Here is a 22,813-nt window from a genome sequence, read left to right as displayed (position 1 = left end):
AGTTCGGATTGCATATTTAATAGTAATAATTACGATTAAAGTTAAAACTTAAACAGAGTGGAGGAAGCAGAAATGTCAGATCAACAGGTTCAACAGCGGGTTCCAGTAACCGTACTTAGTGGATATTTGGGTGCAGGCAAAACGACACTTCTTAATCATGTGCTTCATAACCGCGAGGGGATGCGGGTTGCTGTTATCGTTAATGATCTCAGTGAGGTTAACATCGATGCAGGTTTAATACGAGATGGTGGAGGATTATCACGTATTGATGAGAAACTGGTAGAGATGTCCAATGGTTGCATCTGCTGCACCTTACGGGAGGATCTGCTGAAAGAAGTCGAGCGTCTGGCTTTGGATGGTTCTTTTGACTACATATTGATTGAATCCACTGGGATTGGTGAGCCGGTACCTGTTGCGCAGACGTTTACGTATATCGACGAGGAACTCGGCATTGATTTGACGAAATTCACTCGTCTCGACACGATGGTTACAGTTGTTGATGCTGCCCAGTTCTGGCGTGATTTTTATTCCAAAGAAACACTGAAGGATCGTGGACAGGAAGCGGGGGAGGACGATGTTCGCGGAATCGTTCATCTGCTGACGGATCAGGTGGAATTCTGTGATGTGCTGATTCTGAACAAATGTGATTTGGTCTCGGAGGAAGAACTTTCGAAGCTTGAAAAGGCACTACACGCCATGCAACCAGAAGCCAGGCTCATTCGCACGACACATGGGCAGATTGATCCGAGAGAGATAATGAATACGGGACGTTTTGATTTTGAAAAAGCAAGCCAGTCAGCGGGTTGGATCCGCGAATTAATGAAAGAGGAACATACCCCGGAGACTGAAGAATATGGAATTCATTCATTTGTCTATCATCGTAAACGTCCATTCCACCCGGAACGGTTGCTGCGTTGGATTGCGAAATGGCCAGATAATATCGTGCGATCCAAAGGCCTGATGTGGCTGGCAACAAGGAACCATATGGCGATCTCTTTCAGTCATGCAGGCACATCAAAGCAGCTTGCGCCAGCAGGAATATGGGTAGGTGCGATGAGTGAGGAGGAAAGGCAACTTCATTTTGGCGACACGCTGCCAAGCATACCGGACTGGGATGATGAGTGGGGTGACCGGGTGACGAAATTGGTATTCATCGGCATTGACATGGACCGGGCGGAGATTGAACGTACATTGGATGAGACCCTTCTTACGGAGGAAGAGATGTTGATGAGCTGGCGTGAACTGAAAGATCCCTTTCCAGCGTGGAGTTGACAAAAGAAAAGCTATAGACTAATATCATTAAATAGTAATAATTACGATTAAATAAGAGGAGGCAACAACCATGAGAGTCATTGTAACCTTAGCCTGTACCGAGTGCGGGGACCGCAACTATACAACAACCAAGAACAAACGTAACCATCCAGAGAGACTTGAGATGAAGAAGTACTCCCCACGTTTGAAGAAAATGACGATCCACCGGGAAACCAGATAAAAATTTTTTGTTATTTTCAAATCGTAATATTTACGAAAAGAGGGAAATGCATGATACTATCCTCCATGCGTGATGTTGTATTTGGATATGGCAAAGAGCCGGTCATTGATCAACTGTCGCTGGATATCCATGTGGGAGAGTTTATAGGCATCACAGGTCCCAATGGTTCTGCCAAAACGACCCTGTTAAAGCTGCTACTGGGGCTATTGAAGCCCTGGAGTGGCACGATACATATGAATCCGCAGTTGAAACGTGGGAACAAGTCCAATATCGGTTATGTGCCCCAGCAGGTGGCATCGTTTAATAGTGGATTTCCCAGTACGGTGAATGAACTGGTCCGGTCCGGGTGTTACACCAGGTTGGGATTATTCCGCAGATTCACAGCAACGCAGGATGCCATCGTTGAACGCAGTCTGCGTGAAGTTGGCATGTGGGAATATCGGAATACACGAGTCGGTGAGCTGTCTGGTGGACAGAAGCAACGGATCTGTATTGCAAGAGCTATGGCTGGGCAACCGCAGGTTCTGGTACTAGATGAGCCGACAACGGGAATGGACCGTCACAGTCGTGAAGGATTTTACAATCTGATGCGACACTATGTTGATGCTCATGGGATAACTATTATTATGGTTACTCATGGACTGGAAGAGATGGGAGATCGATTGGACCGAACGATTACTCTGGAGCGGCAAGAAAGTGAGGAATGGCAGTGTTTGAGTACGAATTCATGCAACGTGCCTTCTGGGCAGGTGGATTGATTGGAGTCATCGCTCCAATTCTCGGGGTCTATCTGATGCTCAGGCGGCAGGTCCTTATGGCGGACACGTTATCCCATGTCTCACTGGCAGGGGTTGCGCTCGGTTCGGTCATGAATCTTAACCCCGTGATCTGCGGATTCGCCATTGCAATTATCGGTGCTTTACTGGTTGAACAACTACGTCGAAGCTACCGAACCTACAGCGAGGTACCTGTGGCGATCATCATGACTTCGGGACTGGCTCTTGCTGTAGTGTTGATGAGTCTCAAAACCAATCTGTCCAAGACATTCAGTTCATACTTATTCGGATCTATTGTCGCGGTTAGCGATATACAGTTGTGGATGATGGCAGGGGTATGTGTCATTGGTTTACTTTTTTTCATCCTGCTCCGGAGACCGTTGTATAGCTTTACGTTTGATGAAGAAACAGCTTCCATTGGGGGCGTTCAGGTAAAAGGTTTATCGTTTGCATTTGCCATTCTGACAGGAATGACTGTAGCTTCAGCCATGCCGATCGTCGGTGTGTTGCTGGTGTCTGCTCTCATTGTATTGCCTGCTGCCTTGGCACTAAGAGTGTCTCGCAGTTTTACAGCAGCGATTATTGTCGCTGTAATTACAGGATTAATTGGTATTTTTAGCGGACTCATAACATCTTACCATCTAAATACACCACCGGGAGGAACAATTGCACTCATCCTGTTGGTCATCCTATTGACTGGAATATCAGCGCAAAAGCTGATTGCACGATATAACCGCAAGCGTCATAGCAAAGAAACGAAATCACAGCACGTCATTCTGGTCAACCATTCTAGGAGGAATACATCACATGAAATTCAGTAAAAAAGCTACGCTCGGATTGTTGTTCAGTCTCACACTTATCGTCGCAGGCTGCGGACAAAAATCCGCTTCTGATGCAAATACAACTTCGACAGGCACTTCCGTTCCAGTCGAGACGGAAACCGCAAAATTAAACGTGCAGGTCAGCTTCTACCCGATGTACGAGTTCACCAAAAATGTGGCAGGTGATCTGGCCGATGTGCATACGCTTGTTCCAGCAGGAATGGAGCCCCATGATTGGGAGCCAACACCACAAGATATTGCCAGCATTGAAAAAGCGGACGTGCTTGTATACAACGGTGCGGGTATGGAATCATGGATGGATCAGGTCACCGGAAGTCTGAGCAACACTTCGCTCATTCAAGTGGAAGCGAGTCATGGAATTAACCTGCTTGAAGGTGAAGAGCATGATCACCATCATGAAGATTCAGAGGCAACAGAACATGACCACGATCATGACCATGCGAATGAAGCGACTACAGAAGAACATGATCACGATCATGCGGATGAAGCGACTACTGAAGAACACGACCACGATCATGACGCCGAGGCAGAAGCAGGACATGATCACGATCACGGTGGACTCGATCCCCACGTATGGCTGTCACCTGCATTGGCTGTCAAAGAAGTACGTAATATTGAAGCGGGATTAGCGCAGGCTGCTCCAGAACACGCTGAACAGTTCAAGCAGAATGCAGATGCCTACGTTGCTCAACTGGAGTCACTGGATCAGGACTTCAAAGCGGCTGTGACGGATAGCAAGCGCAAGGATTTCATCACACAACACGCTGCATTTGGTTACCTTGCACAGGAATACGGATTGCAACAGGTGCCCATCGCAGGATTGTCTCCTGAGCAAGAACCTTCAGCTGCGCAGATGGCATCTGTCATTGATTTTGCAAAAGAGCATCAGGTGAAGACAATTTTCTTCGAAACACTGGTTTCATCCAAAGTGTCTGAGACGATTGCAAGTGAAGTGGGAGCCAAGACGGCTGTATTGAACCCGATTGAGGGACTCACCGAGGAAGAAATTGCGGCGGGAATGGACTACATTAGCGTGATGAGGCAGAACCTGGAGGCTCTAAAACTGGCGCTGAACGAATAATAAAAGATCAGTTTGATGCCTTTCACCGAAAAAGGTACAATAATACAACATGCTGAGGAATGGATCGCCATTCCTTTGCCTTTTTGCAAAGCAGAGAGCACAGGGATGTGCTCTCTATTTGTTGAATAAGGGACCGGATCAAGGATAACAGGAGGACGCATTAGATGAATTTAAATGAGGAACATGAAGTGCTGTTAAGTGAACAGCCTGCCCATCTATGGAGACGGCGGAAGCTGGAGCTGATGCACTGGACGGAACGTGATAAACATACGGTATCCGCGAAGAAAACAGAGATTTGGAACGGTGTTGAAGTTGATGCCGAACTTGTGAAGGCATTGTCCATACTTCAGAGTGCGGGCGTGAGGACGGAATTTTCATGTGCAGGGGTGAGTCCGCTTGATGAACCTGTCGATCATTCCCTTTATGCTTATGTTACCCTGATACAAAGTGAGGTTGCAGATCAATTCGTGCACTATGCTCTCCGTCGGATGCGGAATCGACTGCTCGTTACACTAGAGGCTGAAAAAGGCCGATATGACCTATCTTCTTTTTTCATTGGACACAATCGGAGCTTCTGCTGGTGGATGGAGCACTGCGCCTTACAGTTCGGAAGCCGAAACGAATCGAGTGAAAAAAGCGTAGTATAAAGAATAGGCTTGTTTACTTGAAGGTAAAGGAGGTATGGCACGATTGAATAAGTGGGTCAAAACGATACTGTTCCTACTAGGCTCCGTCTTTCTTACACGATTCATCCCATTTTCGTCCTTGTTCCGTAACCTGGATACGATGATCCATGAATTCAGTCATGCACTAATGACACTGGTATTGTCCGGTAAAGTGTTGCGCATTGAATTGTACGCTGATCATAGTGGTGTAACTTACTCTTCCATGCTGACGCCAGGCAGATCGATCCTGGTTTCTCTGGCGGGATATATCAGTGCATCACTGTTCGCCTGGCTGTTGTTTTACTTATACCGCAAAGGCTTGCACATGTGGGGACTCGGTATTATGACGGCTGTCGCTCTGGTGTCGCTCCTGTTATATGTAAGAGGGGAGTTCGGTATGTTATGGCTGACCGGGTTTATCGTTCTGAATGTGGTCATTATGATTTTTGGCGCCAAGATCGTGAAGTTCTATTATCTGTTACTGGCGTTTCTTACACTGGAAGAGTCGGTTGTTAGTGCGGTATACGTTGGATTTATGTCCTGGACTCAGCCTTCACGGGCAGGGGATGCAGCGAATCTCGCTCAACAGACATTCCTTCCCGCACTGTTCTGGGGAACGCTGTTTGCTCTATTTTCGCTGTGGTGTGCCAAGGGAGCACTCGGTCTCTTTTTCCGCAAAGAAAGCACTTCGCGAGCGTCACGGTCTCGGGGATTACGAAGAGCGTAATGGTTATAAAGGTATACAAAGCAAAAAAAGGCACTTCCTTTCTTCATGAAAGGAGAGTGCCTTTTGCTTTTGGACGTACATCTGATATTAGAGTCTGATATTGAACACATTGAACCTAATCTCCAAGATTATCCCATAACACATAAAAGTAATAAATCTCTTCCATAATCGCCTTATCATCCTCTGCCGCAACGCCGCCCTTGATCCGAGCAAGCGTGCCCAGAATATCATATATCGTTTCACGTTCCACACTGAACTGAATGCGGTTAACGACCTTATCCCAAGCTTGCATTGCGTAATTAACTTGAGACTTGGCTTCAGTCCATTGTTTTCCCTCAACCTGTTTCTCTAACGTTTGTATAGATTCAAGCAAGCGATCATCGTTGCCAAAGGGCTTTTTGAGAAAGGCTCCGCTAGCCATAATCGCAACGAATACAAGAATGAGGAAGATCGGAAGCACATATAGCAGCCAAAAACGCGTTTTCATTCAACCGCCTCCTTCATGTAAAGAGTTTAGAAAGGCCCCTCATAATCGCCCATATCGATTTTTTCGGTGATCTTATCCTTGAACAGGTCCACATACAATTTGTCATTGGGTAATATGGCGGCAAAAGCGATATCCTGTATCGTAATGTTTTGCTTTTTCAGCTGTTCACTGAGCCAATTAATATCTTTGTGTCTTTCCTCAAGATTTTGCTTAATCAGCAGGCCATCAATGATAATCTCGGTCATCAGCTTGCTCTTCGGCGGGTGCATATGCATGTCTTTTGCGGTTACCGGTTGATTCTCAGGTTTCAAAACAACCGAAAGGCTGCCATCTGGTTCCAGAATCGCATAATCCAGCGTTGTAATATCAAATACATCCTTTTGCCGCAGCATCATGGTCAATTCGTCAAATTTGACTCGCATTTTACTCAGGTTCTGTTCGAGAATTTTACCGTTCTGGATGATCAATGTGGGATCTGAGTCCATTAATTTGGAGATGGTGCGATTCTTCAGCGTAATATACTGAAAGATGATCGTAATAATTGTGAAAATGGTCAAGGCCACAAAATGAATCCAGGCCTTGGACGAGAGATCGGTTGCAAACGTACCTGCAATGGAACCGATTGTGATGCCGTTAATGTAATCAAAATACGTCAAGTTACCCATCTGCTGTTTGCCCAGCACCCTTGTATAGATGATCAGGGTCAGAAAGGCAATAATAGACCGTACGGCAACAACCCATGTTTCTTCCATCATATATGTATCACCTTCCTTTATTTCACGATAGCTCTATAAGAGGTTCTTTAAAAAGTTTGCTTTTGAACATGCATTATAACAAGCTTTTCCTATGCTGGAGGATCTTATGCTTGAACGCAAAAAACCGAAACCTGGGTATGTATCCCAAGCTTCGGTCTCTATAAATTCTCTATATTAGTTGAACTGATTCATTTGCACGTAACGGAGAGGAAAGAAAAAACCTGAAAAAGCGAAGCGCTCGCCTTTATTCCCGGATTTCTCCTTCGGAGAAGTGAATCGATAAAATCTGGGGATAACAGCGATTGGAAGGTTGTTCTTTCATCGGAGTGTCTGTGTAAGAAATCGTTAAACACCGGAATATGCCATAAATCCGCCATCTACCGGAATGACTGTGCCAGTGACAAAACCGGATTGTCTTTCATCCGCAAGCCACATCAATGTGCCAAGCAGGTCTTCCGGTTTGCCAAAGCGGCGCATGGGTGTATGCGCAATAATTTTACTGGAACGTTCCGTTGGTGAGCCGTCTGGTTGCAGTAATAGATTACGGTTTTGCTCGGTCAGGAAAAACCCGGGTGCAATGGCGTTGACACGAATACCGGATTCAGCCAGATGAACGGCGAGCCACTGCGTGAAGTTGTTAATCGCTGCCTTCGCAGCGCTGTATGCTGGAACTTTCGTCATGGGCGATGGGGCGCTCATGGAAGAAATGTTTATGACAGTAGCGGGAATATCACGCTCTATCATATGTTTTGCAAAGATCTGAGTGGGGATGAGAGAACCGACAAAATTCAGATCCATCACCTGACGAAATCCCTCTACACTTACATCGAAAAATGTAGTGACATCGCTCTTTTCCAGATCTTCCAATCTAAAAATTTCATTTGTGGTGTTGGCAGTGGCGTTATTGCCACCCGCGCCATTAATAAGAATGTCGCATGGTCCAAGCTGTTCCAGTACAGCATCTGCCGCCGCTTGTACACTATCGGCCTGGGTTACGTCACAGGCAATAGCAATCGCTCTGCCACCGGCAGCTTCAATCGCAGCTACAACTTCCTGCCCCTTGGACACGGTGCGGTTCAGGATGGCTACACTTGCACCGTGCCGAGCGAGTTCTTCCGCCATGGAGCGGCATAGTACTCCAGCACCTCCGGTGATTACAGCCGTTCTGCCTTCGAGACGAGATGAGCGTTCATATTGGTGTTCACTCATGCTTTTGCCCTCCTTTGCAGGGAATCCCAGACGCCCCAGAGATACATGATCCCCAAAGCCCGGTCATAGAGTCCATAGCCAGGTCGGCACTGTTCTCCCCAGAGATGACGACCGTGGTCGGGTCTTGCATAACCTTCATAACCGATATCGTGATAAGCCTCAACAACCCCTGCAATATCAACACTGCCATCCTGACTGCGATGTGAGGTTTCAATAAAGTCGCCGTTATCGTATATTTTTACATTACGAATGTGGGCAAATGGAATCCGATCCTTGAACTCGTGTATCATCCCGATTATGTCATTATCAGCATTTGCTCCCAAAGAGCCACTGCATAACGTCACGCTGTTGTAAGGGCTATCATAAAGATTCAAATATTTTCGAACATTCTCCTGATTCGTAATAATCTTTGGTAATCCAAAGATTGGCCATGGCGGGTCATCCGGATGGATGGCCATTCGAATCCCCAGCCGTTCGGCTGTAGGCATAATCTCTTGCAGGAAATAACGTGCGTGCTCCCACATGTGATCCTCGGTTACATCCTTGTAGGCTTCGAACAAACCTGTTAAATACTGCAATCGTTCTGGTTCCCAACCTGGCATGGTGAGTGCGGAGTTTTCCGTAATGCGTCGAACGAGTTCCAGAGGTTCTATATCTGCGAGTTTACTGTGCTCATAGAAGAGGGCAGTTGAGCCATCCTCCATTTCCTTGTGCATATCCGTGCGAAGCCAGTCGAAAATTGGCATAAAGTTATAACAGATGACCTTCACACCAACCTGGGCAAGTTTCTCCATCGTTTTAATATAGTTCGCAATGTATTTATCCCTTGATGGCAGGCCCAACTTGATATCCTCATGGATGTTCACACTCTCAACGACATCCAGATGTAACCCGGCCTTGTCCGCTGCTGTTTTGACAGCGAGTATTTTGTCCATCGGCCATTCCTCGCCAGCAGGAACATCGTGCAGTGCCCACACAATACCTTCAACACCCGGAATCTGCCGGATATGATCCAGCGTTACCGTATCATTGCCTTCGCCGAACCAGCGAAAAACCATTCTCATCACGTTCACCTCATCATGAATAGTAGGAAGAAAAATTCAGTCATTGAAAATAGGAAGGATATGTATCCTGCAGGACAGCCAAATCGGTGACAGTTAAATGCAAATGTTCCTGCATCAGTCGCTCTGCTGTGTCGGCATCATGCTGCTGAATGGCCTTGACCATAGACCGGTGCTGTTCAATTAGGTGATCCCACTGGTGGTCCGAGGACAGGCGTAACATGCGACTTCGATTCAAATGCACATTCATCTGCTGGATAACAGTCCAGGTGTTGCTTTTGTTGCAGCCTGCAAAAAGAGTGCTATGGAATTCCTCATCCAATTGAAACATTCGTTCATCATCCGGTTTGACCCTGCATTCCTGTTGCCACGCAAGGTTCTGTTCAAGAGCTACCATATGTTCGTTCGGAAAGTTCTCGCAGGCGAGCCTGATTACGGCTCGTTCGAGCTGTTCACGCATGAACCGTGCTTCCTCAACGAGATCGACCTGAATCAGAGAGACGTATGTGCCACGCTGTGGATACACTTCCAGCAGACCTTCCTGAGCAAGCCTTACAAAACTTTCTCGAACAGGTGTCCGGCTGACCTGGAACTCCAGCGAAATTTCCTTCTCAGAAATAGCTGTTCCCGGAGGCATTTTTAGACTCAAAATGAGTTGTTTCAGCGTGAAGTAAACGACATCTCGCGTTGAGTAAGATTGCTTATTATTCATGGAAGACATACTGCTCGCAACAGGCAACAAACCGGCTTTGGATGATAACTTTGGGGTATATTCCACAACTTCAACTCCTTCATTGATATACTACCATACTTGTATGGTAGTATGGAAGCGCTTTATCCGCATTATATTAAATTTAGTTGAAGGTTCACTTGCAGTTCAAGTGATTGAAGAGTACAATTCAGTTATTAGGTTCGAATGTTTAAACCAACAGACATCAAACAGAGAAAATATACGTAGAATAATGAAGAAGAAATAGTATAGAGGTGAACACCATGGGACAAAAAGCGATCAGCGTTTTTCAAACCTGTATCCCGTTATTTCAAGTATTAAGTGACAACCATCGTCAATCTATTTTGCTGACACTTACCGAGAAGGGCAGAATGACGGTGAATGAAATTACCGAACAATCCAGCCTATCCCGCCCAGCCATATCTCATCATCTCAAGTTGTTGTTAGAGAAGGGGCTTATATCTGTGGAACAGAAGGGCACACAGCGATATTATTCGGCTTCATTGAATGCATCGGTGGAACTGCTGAAGGAACTGGTAGCTGCTTTGGAAGAAGAGTGTCTGTAAAGTAATAGTGATAAAACATGCTTTTGCATGTGCCTTATAGGTTCGTAAGTTTAAACGCTTGATCAATAATATACAGAGGAGTATGTATATATGACAACGACTATACAGGAAGTAACCAGTCAGGAAGTTGAACAGATTTTGGAGCAGCAACGACAATTCTTTCGTTCCGGGGCCACACGATCGGCAGAAGCTCGAATTGCCCGTCTGAACCAACTCAAGCAGGCGATTCAAAAGTATGAGACCAGACTGACTGAAGCTCTCTATCAGGATTTGGGCAAAAGTGAGTTTGAATCCTACACAACCGAGATCGGATTTATGATGGACAGCATCACACACACCATTCGTAAAGTGAATAAATGGGTGAAACCCGTTAAAGTGAAAACGCAAATGGCACTCCTGGGTTCCAAAAGTTATATTATACCTGAACCCTATGGAGCCGTTCTCATCATCGGACCGTTTAATTATCCATTTCAACTCTTAATCGAACCATTGGTAGGTGCTATTGCGGCAGGCAACACAGCCGTGCTCAAAGCGTCAGAGAATACACCTGCGGTGTCCGCTGTTGTACGTGAAATGATTGCGAGCGTGTTCGAACCGGCATACGTACAAGTGCTTGACGGTGCTAAAGATACAACAACAGCACTGATTAACGCGCCATTCGACTATATCTTTTTTACAGGCAGTGTACCGGTAGGCAAGATTGTGATGGAGGCAGCTGCCAAAAATCTCGTTCCCGTTACGTTAGAACTTGGAGGCAAGAGCCCTGTCATCGTTGATGAACAGGCGGATATCAAAGTAGCTGCTGAGCGAATTATATGGGGCAAACTGCTCAATACAGGACAGACCTGTATCGCACCCGATTATTTGCTCGTGCATGAGCGCGTGAAAGAACAGTTAATCACAGAGATGAAAGCAGCGATCGTATCCTTCTTTGGTTCGGATATCCAACACAACAAGGATTATGGGCGAATCGTGAACAAGGGACATTTTAAACGTCTGACGACTCTGATTGAACGGGATCAGGCCAAAGTAATATATGGGGGAGCTTCGGATGAGGAAGATCGCTTTATTGAACCTACGCTGATTGATGCGGAGTCCTGGGATGCAGCAACGATGGAAGATGAGATTTTTGGACCAATTCTTCCGATCATTAGCTACCGTAACCTGGATGAAGCCATTGTAGAGATCGTAAAGCGGCCGAAACCACTCGCCTTGTATCTGTTTACTTCCGACACCCAGATTCAGGACAAAGTGCTGCGTGAAGTTTCTTTTGGTGGCGGCTGCATTAACGATACCATCACGCATGTAGCAAATCCGCGTCTGCCGTTTGGCGGAGTTGGTCATTCCGGTGTTGGTTCGTATCATGGGCAGTACAGCTTCGAAACCTTCTCTCATCTCAAAAGTGTACTGAAAAAAAGCACCAAATTGAATCTGCCGATTCTATATCCACCGTATGATAACAAGCTCAAGTTGATTAAGCGTTTGTTGAAATAAATAAGAAAGATGAACGGCCTGCTACTGGATCTCATTCCAGAGCAGGCTGTTCCTGTCGGTAACTGGATGGTGACATGCCGGACCAGCGCTTGAATTGACGACTGAAATGAGCAATATCCTTATAACCAAGCATGACGGCAATATTCTGAACAGACAGCTTCGGATTGCCCAGAAGAAGCTTCGCTTCATGCAAAACCAACTGGGACAATACAGCACGGGGAGACTGACCGAACACCTGCTTGAACACGCGATTACAGTGAGAAGAACTGATGCCCAGCTCTGCTGCAATATCATCAATGCCATAGTGACCGTTGGACTCGTGTCCCTGTTTGAAATGCTGACTCATCAGGCCTTGCAATCGATTACGAATCTGGTGGGCAAGTTCGAACTTTTCATGTCCGTCGGTAAACCATTGCGCTGCCTCTTGCGAGACCGCCTCCCACAGATGGCCAAATAGTTCAAATACCGCAGATTGCAGCTGCATACGCTGTACCATCGTATTTGCTGTTTCATCATCCGCAGATGACATCAATTTGCGCAAAACCGGCTCAATCTGCTGTGTAACCGGACTATCCGCACTGAATCGCACTTGTTTGATGCGTGCCAGCAACGATAGGAACAACTGATCATCAATGTCAAAATGCATGCAAAAATACGTAAATCCCTTGCCGTTATGGCTCTGGCTGGAATGAATGCTTCCCGGAGGAATCAGGAGCAGTTCGCCAGCCTTTTGAATGTATAGGGTACCATTCACGATCATGCGTTGCTCGCCTTCCGTGACATAATTCAACTCATATTGAGGGTGCTCATGCGCCGGATAATCCCAGTCCGTACCGACACTTCGTAAATGAATGGCGAACAGATTAACCGTTGTTTGCACATCTGGATAAAAAACTTCATGGACACTTTCTCCCAAAGTAGGAGGCAAATACGTTGAAGACATGGAAGATCCCCCTTTATTTAGAGGTTGTTCAAAAAGTGCGATTTTGAACACGCACTTATATCAAATGGAATGGTTTTGTGTAACCGCTTTAATCCATTATAGTCTATCAGCTTGATTTGGGTAAATATCCGATTGATTTGATCATGGTCTGAGGTGGAACCACGTGTTAGGATGGGGCTAATGAAAACGCATGCAAACTATTTTGAGAGGGGTTATGATTCGTGAGCACATCCAAATCCATCTTTTATAATGCACATCACGCACCGATTGGTGCTTTTGCGAGTTTTACACTGGGATACAAAGGAGCCAAAGGCGGGCTGGGTCTTGAACTTGGCAAGCCGGCAGACCAGAATGTATATATTGGATTACAATCTCGCGATGGCGACAATTATCATGCACTTCCTTTTTATGAAGCTTCCCAGGATGAGAGCAGCCGCTATGATGTAGAGAAGTTGGATAACGGGGACACGGCATCGACAACAGCATCCAAAGTTCCACAACCTCTTATTACAGCTTTTCGCGATGAAGATATTACCCGTGAATTCACCTCAGGTACGGATACGTGGACTGCTGGAGATCTGACGTTCCGTATCTACTCGCCTGTACGTCCAGTACCTGATCCAACGAATGGGGATCGCGAAGAATTAATGGATGCACTCGTACCTGCCGTATTGGTTGAGATGACGATTGACAATACGCAAGGTCAACAACCACGCAAAGCCTACTTTGGCTATCAGGGCAATGATCCGTACTCTGCGATGCGTCTGATTGGGGGACCGGAAGGTGGCTCCATCACAGGTGTGGGACAAGGTCGACTTACAGCAATTATGTCAGCAGATGACGGACTGTGGCCCGCACGCGGATTTACGTTGGAGAAGCTCTTGCAGGAGAAACATCGGGAGAATTTGGCATTTGGACTTGGCTCAACCGCTGCACTACTGATGGAGGTGCCGGCTGGAGAGAAACGTACGTATCAATTCGCAGTATGTTTCTATCGTGGGGGCATTGTGACGACTGGAATGGACACAACGTATTGGTATACGCGGTACTTCTCCGATATTCAGGCAGCAGGAGAGTATGCACTACAACGCTTCAGTGAGTTGACCGCATCCTGTGGAGAGGTTGAACAGCGCCTTGGATCGGCTGCTTTGACCGAAGATCAATCATTCATGCTGGCTCATTCCATTCACAGCTATTATGCCAGTACTCAACTGCTGGATGCCGATGGTGAGCCACTCTGGGTGGTGAACGAAGGGGAGTATCGGATGATGAACACACTTGATCTGACAGCTGATCAGTTGTACTTCGAGCTTGCCTTGAATCCATGGACGGTGCGTAATGAGCTGGAGTGGTTTGTGAAACGATACAGTTATACGGATCAGGTTCGTTTCCCGGGGGAAGAAAAGCTATATCCGGGCGGAATTACCTTTACCCATGATATTGGTGTTGCCAATGTGTTCTCACGCCCTGGACACTCGGCATATGAACTGGTTGGCATTGACGACTGCTTCTCACAGATGAGTCACGAAGAACTGGTGAACTGGCTCTGCTGCGCGACAGTGTACATTGAACAGACACAGGATCAAGCTTTTGTGAAAAACATGTTGCCTGTTATCCAGGATTGCTTCGAAAGCATGCTTAATCGTGACCATCCCGACGCTGAGCAGCGTAACGGTCTGATGGGTCTGGATAGCAGCCGTACTCAAGGTGGAGCGGAGATTACAACCTACGACAGCCTGGATGTGTCACTTGGACAGTCTCGCAACAATATCTATCTGGCGGGCAAATGCTGGGCGGTCTATGTTGCATTGGAGAAGTTGTTCGCAACGGAGAAGTTGGCCGATCTGTCACATCAAGCAGGTCTTCAAGCGGATCGCTGCGCTGCCAGTATTGCTGCACAGTTGACTGATGGCGGCTACATTCCAGCTGTTATTGCAGAAAATAATGATTCTCGAATCATTCCGGCAATTGAAGGTCTGGTGTTCCCGTACTTTACAGGCTGTGAAGCAGCACTGGATGTGAATGGTCGTTTTGGACCTTATCTGAAAGCACTCCAAACTCATCTGAAGACGGTTCTTGTACCGGGAACATGCCTGTTCGAAGATGGAGGCTGGAAACTGTCCTCAACAAGTAATAACTCGTGGTTAAGCAAAATCTATTTGTCCCAGTTTATCGCTAGAGAGCTGCTAGATGTGGAATGGGATGAGACAGGCAAGGCAGCAGACGCGGCGCATGTCAACTGGCTGCTGCATCCGGAGGAATCCTACTGGTGCTGGAGCGACCAGATCCTGTCAGGTGTGGCGGTTGGCAGCAAGTACTATCCGCGTGGTGTAACGTCGATTCTATGGTTACTCGAAGGAAAAGGGAATCGCCTTACGCAGATCTATGCCAGTAAGGAGGCGGTACAATGAACCAATCCGTCGTTCAAACTGCCTTGTCAGGTCCACAGTACGATGCGTGGCTGGGGTATCACTCCGAATTGCCAAGAGCGAATGGACTTGCCCAAAAGACGGCTCCTGCGTGGAGCAAGCTGATACTCGCGGAAGAGAACCATGGAGTAATCACAACAGCTCTGACCGAACTTTCACGAGGACTGGAGAAGTTGTATGGCGTGAAACCGTCGGTCAGTCATCTGTCTGATACTCAGCAAAGTGAGCGGGACAATAACGCTTCCGCTCCCGCGATACGAATCGGTACTTGGACAGGAAGCAATTCGGTGGCTGGTTCGTTCAGTGAGAAAGAGCGTTCAACTGTTCAGGGAGAAGGGTACATCATTCGTGAGAACGAGACCGAGGGTGTACTGGTCATTGGTTCAGAGACTCCCCAAGGTGTGTTGTATGGTGCATTCCATCTGCTTCGGGAACTGACAATGGATCAAGGAATTGCAAGTAAGGCGGATGACGCTGTGAGTAAGTGGAGCTTCATTACAGAGCAGCCTACCAATGCACTGCGAATGATTAATCAGTGGGATAACGTGGACGGCAGCATTGAACGGGGTTACGCTGGAGACTCGATTTTCTATGATAACGGGGAATTCACACTGGACTTGGAACGCATCAGAGATTATGCACGCCTGCTTGCTTCGACGGGTATCAATGCCATATCGATCAACAACGTCAATGTACACCGCCGTGAGAGTCTGTTTCTGACCGAACGTTATCTTAGTGATGTGGCGAAAGTTGCCGCTGAATTCAGAGCATATGGCATTCGATTGTTCCTGAGCGCCAACTACGCGAGTCCGATTGAGATTGGTGGATTACGTACGGCTGATCCGCTGGATGCGCAGGTACGGGAATGGTGGAACGTTCAAACGGCCAAGGTGTACGCAGCGATTCCGGATTTTGGTGGTTACCTGATCAAAGCAGACTCCGAGAATCGTCCGGGACCATTCACGTATAACCGTGATCATGCCGATGGTGCGAACATGTTGGCTGAAGCCCTTCGGCCATTCGGTGGATTGGTCATCTGGCGTTGCTTTGTCTATAACTGCAAGCAGGACTGGCGGGATCGTTCCACTGACCGTGCACGTGCAGCATATGACCACTTTACGCCGCTGGATGGGCGTTTTGCCGACAATGTCATTTTGCAGATCAAAAACGGGCCGATGGACTTTCAGGTGAGAGAGGCGGTATCCCCGCTGTTCGGCGCCATGGAAAATACAAATCAGGTGATTGAATTTCAGATTACACAGGAGTATACCGGGCAACAGCGTCATCTCTGTTATCTGGTTCCCCAGTGGAAAGAAGTATTGGACTTTGACACATACGCCAAAGGCGAAGGTTCAGAGATCAAGCGAATCGCGGACGGTTCTCTCTATAAACGACCATACAGTGGCTTCGCCGCAGTATCCAATATTGGTGCAGATGCCTGTTGGACAGGACATCCACTCGCGCAGGCGAATCTATATGGATACGGAAGACTTGCATGGAACCCGGAGCTGTCCGCGGAAGAGATTGCCGATGAGTGGGTGAGACTCACATTTGGACATGAAGACGAAGTTGTGCGGCAGGTTACGGGCATGCTTTTGACTTCACTAGATATCTATGAGAATTATACGGCGCCTCTCGGTGTAGGTTGGATGGTTAATCCGGAACATCATTACGGGCCGAATGTAGATGGATACGAGTATTCCAAATGGGGAACGTATCACTTTGCCGATTGTCATGGTATTGGTGTAGATCGAACCGTGAACAGCGGTACAGGATACACTTCACAGTATCACCCTGAGAATGCTGATCGTTATGAGTCCGTAGACACCTGTCCGGATGAGCTGATCTTATTTTTCCATCACGTGCCGTACACTCATGTTCTGCATTCGGGTAAAACGGTCATTCAGCATATTTATGATACACACTTTGAAGGTGTTGCGCAGGCAGAGGCCTTAGCCGAGACATGGAGAGGGCTGGAGGGTAAAATCGACCCGGTTATTTTCAGTAAAGTTGCTTCATTACAGGACAATCAGGCCGAACATGCGAAGGAATGGCGAGACATGATCAATACGTACTTCTATCGGAAGAGCGGCATTGCGGATGAACAAGGTCGAACAATCTATTGATTGGTGATATGAAGAAAGAAGATACCTTGTTTTCTTTGTTGTAGAATAGACAGCATGGACATACATGAGGAGGAGAACCGTATGGGACAACATCAACTGCCCGAGACCATGAAAGCTGCTGTCATGACAGAGCCAGGACACATCATTATTGAGGAACAACCCGTCCCGCAACCGGCAGCAAATGAGGTGTTAATCCAGGTGATGGCTGTTGGGGTGTGTGGCTCGGATGTGCATTATTTTGAACATGGACGTATTGGCAGATTTGTGGTGGAGAAACCGATCATTCTGGGTCATGAGTGTGCGGGGATCATTGCTGCTGTTGGCTCGAACGTATCACGTCTGAAAACAGGGGATCGGGTTGCTATTGAGCCTGGGGTGACTTGCGGGCGTTGCTCGGCATGCAAGGAAGGGCGTTATAACCTGTGTCCGGATGTACAATTTCTAGCGACCCCTCCGGTGGATGGGGCATTTGTACAATACATGGTGATACGTGAAGATATGGTATTCCCGATCCCGGATCATCTGTCTTATGAGGAAGCAGCTATGAACGAGCCATTCTCTGTTGGTATTCACGCTGCACGCCGCAGCAAACTGGCTCCGGGTACAACCCTGGCGATTATGGGTATGGGTCCCGTTGGACTCATGGCCGTGGCTGCTGCCAAATCTTTCGGTGTAGAGAAGATCATTGTAACGGATCTGGAGGAAGTTAGGCTGGAAGCCGCTCGCCGCATGGGTGCCACTCATACCATTAATGTGCGTAATGAAGATGCGCTGGCTGTGATTCGCGAGTTAACAGGTGGTGTGGGTGTGGATACCGCATGGGAAACAGCGGGGAATCCAAAGGCGCTACAATCTGCTCTGTATTCACTTCGACGTGGAGGCAAACTTGCGATTGTGGGCCTGCCTGCACAGGACGAGATCGCACTCAATGTTCCATTTATTGCGGACAATGAAGTTGATATCTATGGCATATTCCGTTATGCCAATACGTATCCGGCAGGAATTGAGTTCCTGAGCTCCGGTCAGCATGACGTGATGTCCCTGATTACAGATCGTTATTCACTCGAAGAGACACAGCAAGCGATGGAGCGCGCATTACACAATAAAAGCGGCAGTCTGAAGGTCATGGTATATCCAAACGGCAGATAAGAGCAACGTGAAAGAGTCCGGCAGTTCAGGACTCTTTTTTGTTTTTTTGCAAAAAAGTATGGGTCAAGCTCCCATAACATGGTATAATTCATGAAGATTTTAATATATAAATGGATACACACCATATTGGTGAATAAGTACTTAGCGAAAGGAACTGAAGGTTGTGAGAGTACATGAATTTATGATTCACGCTGATTTTCATCGGGATGATCTGATGTCGGTATCTTCTCAAGCGTCACGTTTTTCCTCGGATATTATTTTGTCGTATATGGAGTCTGAGCATGAGCATCGTGTAGATGTCAAAAGCCTGCTTGGAATGGCGTTACTACCCATTCGATATGGTAGTGTTGTCAGATTACAGACAAGAGGCAGGGATGAACTGGAGGCTTTGGAGTACATGTTGAATGTACTGGAGAAAGGGACGGCGTAACACCTGATTAGGTGCAAAATCACAGATATCATATTTTTTTTAGCTATTCCTCAAATCCTGCTGGTACTTTGTCCAAAAAAAGAGTATAATAAAATTTAGTTTGATTCTAAAGAAGTACCCATATTAAAGGAGTGTAAATAGATTATGCCAAAAGTTGACATCCATCCAAAGACACAACTCGTAATTTTTTACGATGCAAGTGCTGATTTCAAATTCCTGAGTTCTTCCACGAAGTTCTCTAACGAAACTATGGAATGGGAAGACGGTAACTCTTACCCAGTAATCCGTGTGGACACTAGTTCCGCATCCCACCCGTTCTTCACTGGTAAACAAAGAAACGTGGATATCGGTGGCCGTGTTGATAAATTTAACCGTAAATACAACATCAACAAATAAGTTTGTCCATACATTACAAAAAACCTCGGGATTTGTCCTGAGGTTTTTTTGTGTACATTAAAAATTAATTCAACCAATTATTGCGCTTACAACACATTCGGATGTACACTAGGAAACAGAGTATGAACATATTGGAGGAGGAAATAGAGATGAGCAGCATCACACATATGGTAACGTTTACACTTTACGCGGGTAAAGATACACCGGAGGCCGAAGCCTTTTTGAAGGAAAGTTCGGATGCACTGGCTGTCATTCCTGGGGTAGAGCAATTTCAGGTTCTGAAACAGGTAAGTGAGAAGAATGAGTTCGACTACAGTTTCTCGATGGTCTTTGCGGATCAGGCTGCGTATGATGCATACAACAATCACCCGGTTCACCGTCAATATGTAGAAGAGCGTTGGGAAAAGGAAGTCAGTCGCTTCCAGGAAATTGATCTTATTCAACATCATAATTAATAGTCTCCACATATAGAAAAAAGTTGAACTACCATATACAGCATTGAACAATGCTGTATATCCCTCTGAATAATGCGTAATTAATAAACAAAAATAACACATTTCCGAAATCGTTTTCGACCAAATGAATTCTAGGAGGTTTTCGCTGTTATGCAATTGGATCTCTCAGGAAAAACGGCTCTGGTTACAGGCGCAACCGGACAACTGGGGAGAGTCATCGCCCGCACGTTGGCAGCCTGTGGCGCCAATCTGGCTCTACATTACATAAATAATGATACCAAGGCTCGGGAGCTTCAGGGTGAGATTGAAGCACTCGGTCGTAAGGCTGTAATTGTACAGGGAGATATTACAAAGCAGGATACGGCATTTCGGATGCGTAATGAAATTCAGCCTGTCCTCGGCGGAGTGGATATCGTTGTTGCCAATGCAGTCATTCAATATGAATGGACAACGGTGTTGGAACAGTCTCCTGAAGATTACTTGAGCCAGTTCGAATCCTGTGTCATGCAGAGTGTGTATCTTGCCAAAGCTTTCATTCCACATATGCAAAGTATCAGAGCCGGTCGCTTCATTGGTATCAATACGGAATGTGCAATGCAAAACTTCGCTCACCAATCGGCCTACACCGCTGGTAAGCGTGGAATGGATGGCGTGTATCGCGTACTTGCCAAGGAGGTTGGCGAGTATCAGATTACCGTAAACCAGGTTGCACCTGGATGGACAATTAGTGAACGTGATCGGTCCAGTGAGCCTGGACATGATGAGGCATATACGCGTACCGTGCCGCTGAAGCGCAGGGGTGAAGATCAGGAAATTGCCAATGCGGTAGCTTTTCTCGCTTCGGATCTGTCGTCATTTATTACGGGTGCCTACATCCCTGTAAGTGGTGGCAATGTGATGCCTGCTATCTAGTGTCTAATTTGGATTCGGGAATCCACATGAAATAACAATAAACCTAGTTTAACCGTAATCCGTTTGTCATTCGACAAGCGGATTTTTTGGCATTTTGCTAACAATGAAATAACGGTTCAAGGGGCAGTTTTTTGTTTCATATATCCAGATATACATATGAGTTGGTTCGGTTTTCGAAAGATTGGGGTATAAGAATAGGTATATTAACAGAGTGGAAACATAATCAAAATGAGCAATTAAAGGAGACCCATCACTTATGAAAAAAACAGTCGCGGACGTTCTGGTTGAATCCTTATTGAACGCTGGCATCAAACGCATATATGGCATTGTTGGAGACTCTTTGAATGCGGTACTCGACTCCATTCGTCGTTCGGGCAAGATCGAGTGGATTCATGTACGTCATGAAGAAGTAGCTGCATTTGCTGCTGGGGCGGACGCTCAGGTCAGTGGAAGTATCGCTGTCTGCGCAGGTAGCAGTGGTCCTGGTAATATGCATCTGATTAATGGTCTGTACGACTGTCACCGCAATCGTGTTCCTGTACTCGCTATCGCTGCACATATCCCAAGTGACGAGATTGGCAGTGAATATTTTCAGGCGACGCATCCGGAGTATCTGTTTCAGGAATGTAGTGATTATTGTGAAGTCATTACAACAGCAAAACAGATGCCGCGTTCTCTGACGATGGCCATTCAGACAGCAGTCGCACGTTCAGGTGTGTCCGTCGTTGTATTGCCGGGGGATGTAGCAGGACTTGAAGCAGCGGATCTTCCTGTGCCTGAGCATGTGTATCACGCAACCAACCCCGTGGTACATCCTTCTGAGCCGGAACTCGTGAAACTGGCGGAGTATCTGAATCAAGGCAAAAAAATTACGTTATTGTGCGGTGCAGGCTGCGCGGGCGCTAGGGAGCCCCTTATGCAGCTCTGTGATCGCTTGAAATCCCCGATGGTTATTGCACTACGAGGCAAGGAATATTTGGAGTATGACAACCCCTATTCCGTGGGTCTTACGGGTCTAATTGGGTATTCATCCGGTTATCATGCCATGATGGACTGTGATGTACTACTGATGCTGGGAACGGATTTCCCATATCGTCAATTCTATCCCGAAGATGCGAAAGTCCTTCAGGTCGACATTCAATCTTCCCATCTGGGTCGGCGCACGAAGCTGGATTACGGCGTATGTGGGGATGTGAAAGCGACCATTGAAACTTTGCTTCCTTATCTGACAGAGGAACACAGTGACAAACATTTGCGTAAAAGTGTGGATCGTTATGTGAAAGTACGCAAAGATCTGGACGAGCTGGCCGTTGGAAAACCGGGTAAAAAGCCCATCCATCCGCAGTACCTGACCAAGGTTATTAGTGATGCCGCAGCTGAAAATGCCATCTTCACCTGTGATGTCGGTACTCCGACAGTATGGGCGGCCCGTTATATCGAGATGAGCCGCAACCGCAGGCTGCTTGGTTCATTCAGTCATGGTACGATGGCCAATGCCCTTCCACAAGCAATTGGTGCTCAGGTCGCTGATCCAGGCAGACAAGTCATCTCGTTATCGGGTGATGGTGGTATTACGATGCTGATGGGTGATCTGTTGACACTGAAACAGCATAATCTGCCGATCAAAGTTGTGGTGTTTAATAATGGAGCACTCGGTTTTGTTGAGTTGGAGATGAAAGCTGCCGGATTCCTGGAATCGGGAACAGAGCTTGTAAATCCCAACTTTGCGATGGTTGCTCAAGCCATGGGCATGGAAGGTATTCGGGTTGAAGATCCGGGTGAACTTGAAGGAGCTGTGCAGCGTGCGCTTCAGCATGATGGTCCTGTACTGATTGATGTGGTGGTGAACCGTCAGGAATTGTCTTTACCTCCGAAGATTGATATCAAACAGGCTGAAGGATTCACGTTATGGATGATGAAAGCCGTGCTGAACGGACGCGGGGACGAAATTATTGAATTAGCAAAAACCAATCTGCTAAGATAGCCGTTTCGATAAAGCGGAAATGCACCGTGTGAAGTTGTAGAGATACCGACTTTCAAAGTATTGTTTATGTAAAAGAGGTAAAAGAGGAGCACGTGACAAGACAT

At 46.8% G+C, this 22,813-nt stretch carries 23 protein-coding genes; 17 read left to right on the top strand and 6 right to left on the bottom strand.

From position 1 onward, the window contains the following. Positions 1-72 precede the first annotated feature (72 nt). The 7 genes from QNO02_RS16870 to QNO02_RS16840 all read left to right on the top strand — a co-directional run bounded on the left by QNO02_RS16870 (position 73) and on the right by QNO02_RS16840 (position 5,583). On the top strand, positions 73-1,272 hold the full coding sequence (locus QNO02_RS16870) for a GTP-binding protein (RefSeq protein ID WP_289389417.1): 1,200 nt from the start codon (positions 73-75) through the stop codon (positions 1,270-1,272). Between the two features lie 70 nt (positions 1,273-1,342). Continuing rightward, positions 1,343-1,492 carry a 50S ribosomal protein L33 gene (gene rpmG / locus QNO02_RS16865; protein WP_036613813.1) on the top strand — a complete coding sequence of 50 codons (150 nt, stop codon included), beginning with the start codon at positions 1,343-1,345 and terminating at the stop codon, positions 1,490-1,492. 50 nt (positions 1,493-1,542) lie between these two features. Continuing rightward, positions 1,543-2,250: a metal ABC transporter ATP-binding protein gene (locus tag QNO02_RS16860; RefSeq protein WP_091029617.1), complete on the top strand. Its 708-nt coding sequence runs from the start codon at positions 1,543-1,545 to the stop codon at positions 2,248-2,250. Next, positions 2,196-3,089: a metal ABC transporter permease gene (locus tag QNO02_RS16855; protein WP_289389416.1), complete on the top strand. Its 894-nt coding sequence runs from the start codon at positions 2,196-2,198 to the stop codon at positions 3,087-3,089. Before QNO02_RS16860 ends, QNO02_RS16855 begins: the two co-directional genes overlap by 55 nt. After that, positions 3,076-4,191, top strand: coding sequence for a metal ABC transporter substrate-binding protein (locus QNO02_RS16850; RefSeq protein WP_289389415.1), 1,116 nt, complete (start codon positions 3,076-3,078; stop codon positions 4,189-4,191). Before QNO02_RS16855 ends, QNO02_RS16850 begins: the two co-directional genes overlap by 14 nt. Before the next feature lie 164 nt (positions 4,192-4,355). Next, the gene (locus QNO02_RS16845) at positions 4,356-4,838 is read left to right on the top strand and encodes a hypothetical protein (RefSeq protein WP_036673725.1); all 483 of its coding nucleotides are present in this window, start codon (positions 4,356-4,358) and stop codon (positions 4,836-4,838) included. Positions 4,839-4,881: 43 nt separating this feature from the next. Further along, positions 4,882-5,583 (top strand): M50 family metallopeptidase, encoded by a 702-nt coding sequence (locus tag QNO02_RS16840; RefSeq protein WP_289389414.1) that lies wholly within the window; start codon positions 4,882-4,884, stop codon positions 5,581-5,583. A gap of 115 nt (positions 5,584-5,698) precedes the next feature. On the opposite strand, the gene QNO02_RS16835 is transcribed toward QNO02_RS16840, so the two are convergent. The 5 genes from QNO02_RS16835 to QNO02_RS16815 form a co-directional block, all read right to left on the bottom strand. Then, positions 5,699-6,070 (bottom strand): DUF4363 family protein, encoded by a 372-nt coding sequence (locus QNO02_RS16835; RefSeq protein WP_091029627.1) that lies wholly within the window; start codon positions 6,068-6,070, stop codon positions 5,699-5,701. Between the two features lie 26 nt (positions 6,071-6,096). Continuing rightward, on the bottom strand, positions 6,097-6,825 hold the full coding sequence (locus QNO02_RS16830; protein ID WP_091029630.1) for a DUF421 domain-containing protein: 729 nt from the start codon (positions 6,823-6,825) through the stop codon (positions 6,097-6,099). A gap of 345 nt (positions 6,826-7,170) precedes the next feature. Then, on the bottom strand, positions 7,171-8,034 hold the full coding sequence (locus QNO02_RS16825) for an SDR family oxidoreductase (RefSeq protein WP_289389413.1): 864 nt from the start codon (positions 8,032-8,034) through the stop codon (positions 7,171-7,173). Next, entirely contained in the window at positions 8,031-9,098 is a 1,068-nt protein-coding gene (gene uxuA / locus QNO02_RS16820; protein ID WP_289389412.1) for a mannonate dehydratase, read from the bottom strand. The genes QNO02_RS16825 and uxuA overlap by 4 nt, the downstream gene beginning before the upstream one ends. A gap of 40 nt (positions 9,099-9,138) precedes the next feature. Continuing rightward, positions 9,139-9,816, bottom strand: a complete 678-nt coding sequence (locus QNO02_RS16815) for a GntR family transcriptional regulator (RefSeq protein WP_133385983.1) — start codon at positions 9,814-9,816, stop codon at positions 9,139-9,141. A gap of 272 nt (positions 9,817-10,088) precedes the next feature. Between QNO02_RS16815 and QNO02_RS16810 the strand changes: the two genes are divergently transcribed. Continuing rightward, positions 10,089-10,391, top strand: coding sequence for an ArsR/SmtB family transcription factor (locus tag QNO02_RS16810; RefSeq protein WP_017688208.1), 303 nt, complete (start codon positions 10,089-10,091; stop codon positions 10,389-10,391). A gap of 90 nt (positions 10,392-10,481) precedes the next feature. Continuing rightward, positions 10,482-11,885 carry an aldehyde dehydrogenase gene (locus QNO02_RS16805; RefSeq protein ID WP_289389411.1) on the top strand — a complete coding sequence of 468 codons (1,404 nt, stop codon included), beginning with the start codon at positions 10,482-10,484 and terminating at the stop codon, positions 11,883-11,885. Between the two features lie 31 nt (positions 11,886-11,916). Here the strand turns inward: QNO02_RS16805 and QNO02_RS16800 are convergent, their stop codons facing one another. Continuing rightward, the gene (locus QNO02_RS16800; protein WP_289389410.1) at positions 11,917-12,828 is read right to left on the bottom strand and encodes an AraC family transcriptional regulator; all 912 of its coding nucleotides are present in this window, start codon (positions 12,826-12,828) and stop codon (positions 11,917-11,919) included. Between the two features lie 221 nt (positions 12,829-13,049). On the opposite strand from QNO02_RS16800, the gene QNO02_RS16795 reads away from it, so the two are divergent. The 8 genes from QNO02_RS16795 (at position 13,050) to poxB (ending at position 22,709) form a co-directional block, all read left to right on the top strand. Beyond that, positions 13,050-15,239, top strand: a complete 2,190-nt coding sequence (locus QNO02_RS16795; RefSeq protein ID WP_289389409.1) for a glycoside hydrolase family 52 protein — start codon at positions 13,050-13,052, stop codon at positions 15,237-15,239. After that, positions 15,236-17,383, top strand: a complete 2,148-nt coding sequence (locus QNO02_RS16790; RefSeq protein WP_289389408.1) for an alpha-glucuronidase family glycosyl hydrolase — start codon at positions 15,236-15,238, stop codon at positions 17,381-17,383. Before QNO02_RS16795 ends, QNO02_RS16790 begins: the two co-directional genes overlap by 4 nt. Positions 17,384-17,464: 81 nt before the next feature. After that, a complete protein-coding gene (gene gutB, locus QNO02_RS16785; RefSeq protein ID WP_289389407.1) occupies positions 17,465-18,532 on the top strand; it encodes a sorbitol/xylitol/iditol dehydrogenase GutB in 1,068 nt (355 codons plus the stop codon). A 163-nt stretch (positions 18,533-18,695) separates the two neighbouring features. Continuing rightward, positions 18,696-18,962 carry an HPr family phosphocarrier protein gene (locus tag QNO02_RS16780; RefSeq protein ID WP_026081056.1) on the top strand — a complete coding sequence of 89 codons (267 nt, stop codon included), beginning with the start codon at positions 18,696-18,698 and terminating at the stop codon, positions 18,960-18,962. A 144-nt stretch (positions 18,963-19,106) separates the two neighbouring features. Then, complete coding sequence (locus QNO02_RS16775) at positions 19,107-19,358, top strand: type B 50S ribosomal protein L31 (RefSeq protein ID WP_062834756.1); 252 nt, start codon at positions 19,107-19,109, stop codon at positions 19,356-19,358. Positions 19,359-19,507: 149 nt separating this feature from the next. Then, the gene (locus QNO02_RS16770; protein WP_076317704.1) at positions 19,508-19,813 is read left to right on the top strand and encodes a Dabb family protein; all 306 of its coding nucleotides are present in this window, start codon (positions 19,508-19,510) and stop codon (positions 19,811-19,813) included. A 150-nt stretch (positions 19,814-19,963) separates the two neighbouring features. After that, entirely contained in the window at positions 19,964-20,725 is a 762-nt protein-coding gene (locus tag QNO02_RS16765; protein WP_289389405.1) for an SDR family NAD(P)-dependent oxidoreductase, read from the top strand. 256 nt (positions 20,726-20,981) lie between these two features. Beyond that, positions 20,982-22,709: a ubiquinone-dependent pyruvate dehydrogenase gene (gene poxB / locus QNO02_RS16760; protein WP_133385094.1), complete on the top strand. Its 1,728-nt coding sequence runs from the start codon at positions 20,982-20,984 to the stop codon at positions 22,707-22,709. Positions 22,710-22,813 lie beyond the last annotated feature (104 nt).

Source organism: Paenibacillus sp. PK1-4R (genome assembly GCF_030369595.1).
Classification (GTDB): domain Bacteria; phylum Bacillota; class Bacilli; order Paenibacillales; family Paenibacillaceae; genus Paenibacillus.
Note: the sequence above shows the minus strand (reverse complement) of the source record. Positions and strands in the feature narration are given on the sequence as shown.

Bases quoted from the DNA above. Each gene is read 5' to 3' on its own strand.
- poxB (WP_133385094.1), top strand. From the start codon at position 20,982: ATGAAAAAAACAGTCGCGGACGTTCTGGTTGAATCCTTATTGAACGCT.
- QNO02_RS16870 (WP_289389417.1), top strand. From the start codon at position 73: ATGTCAGATCAACAGGTTCAACAGCGGGTTCCAGTAACCGTACTTAGT.
- QNO02_RS16855 (WP_289389416.1), top strand. From the start codon at position 2,196: ATGGCAGTGTTTGAGTACGAATTCATGCAACGTGCCTTCTGGGCAGGT.
- QNO02_RS16860 (WP_091029617.1), top strand. From the start codon at position 1,543: ATGATACTATCCTCCATGCGTGATGTTGTATTTGGATATGGCAAAGAG.
- uxuA (WP_289389412.1), bottom strand. From the start codon at position 9,098: ATGAGAATGGTTTTTCGCTGGTTCGGCGAAGGCAATGATACGGTAACG.
- QNO02_RS16790 (WP_289389408.1), top strand. From the start codon at position 15,236: ATGAACCAATCCGTCGTTCAAACTGCCTTGTCAGGTCCACAGTACGAT.
- QNO02_RS16770 (WP_076317704.1), top strand. From the start codon at position 19,508: ATGAGCAGCATCACACATATGGTAACGTTTACACTTTACGCGGGTAAA.
- QNO02_RS16775 (WP_062834756.1), top strand. From the start codon at position 19,107: ATGCCAAAAGTTGACATCCATCCAAAGACACAACTCGTAATTTTTTAC.
- QNO02_RS16800 (WP_289389410.1), bottom strand. From the start codon at position 12,828: ATGTCTTCAACGTATTTGCCTCCTACTTTGGGAGAAAGTGTCCATGAA.
- rpmG (WP_036613813.1), top strand. From the start codon at position 1,343: ATGAGAGTCATTGTAACCTTAGCCTGTACCGAGTGCGGGGACCGCAAC.
- QNO02_RS16825 (WP_289389413.1), bottom strand. From the start codon at position 8,034: ATGAGTGAACACCAATATGAACGCTCATCTCGTCTCGAAGGCAGAACG.
- QNO02_RS16765 (WP_289389405.1), top strand. From the start codon at position 19,964: ATGCAATTGGATCTCTCAGGAAAAACGGCTCTGGTTACAGGCGCAACC.
- gutB (WP_289389407.1), top strand. From the start codon at position 17,465: ATGGGACAACATCAACTGCCCGAGACCATGAAAGCTGCTGTCATGACA.
- QNO02_RS16835 (WP_091029627.1), bottom strand. From the start codon at position 6,070: ATGAAAACGCGTTTTTGGCTGCTATATGTGCTTCCGATCTTCCTCATT.
- QNO02_RS16830 (WP_091029630.1), bottom strand. From the start codon at position 6,825: ATGATGGAAGAAACATGGGTTGTTGCCGTACGGTCTATTATTGCCTTT.
- QNO02_RS16815 (WP_133385983.1), bottom strand. From the start codon at position 9,816: ATGTCTTCCATGAATAATAAGCAATCTTACTCAACGCGAGATGTCGTT.
- QNO02_RS16845 (WP_036673725.1), top strand. From the start codon at position 4,356: ATGAATTTAAATGAGGAACATGAAGTGCTGTTAAGTGAACAGCCTGCC.
- QNO02_RS16810 (WP_017688208.1), top strand. From the start codon at position 10,089: ATGGGACAAAAAGCGATCAGCGTTTTTCAAACCTGTATCCCGTTATTT.
- QNO02_RS16805 (WP_289389411.1), top strand. From the start codon at position 10,482: ATGACAACGACTATACAGGAAGTAACCAGTCAGGAAGTTGAACAGATT.
- QNO02_RS16850 (WP_289389415.1), top strand. From the start codon at position 3,076: ATGAAATTCAGTAAAAAAGCTACGCTCGGATTGTTGTTCAGTCTCACA.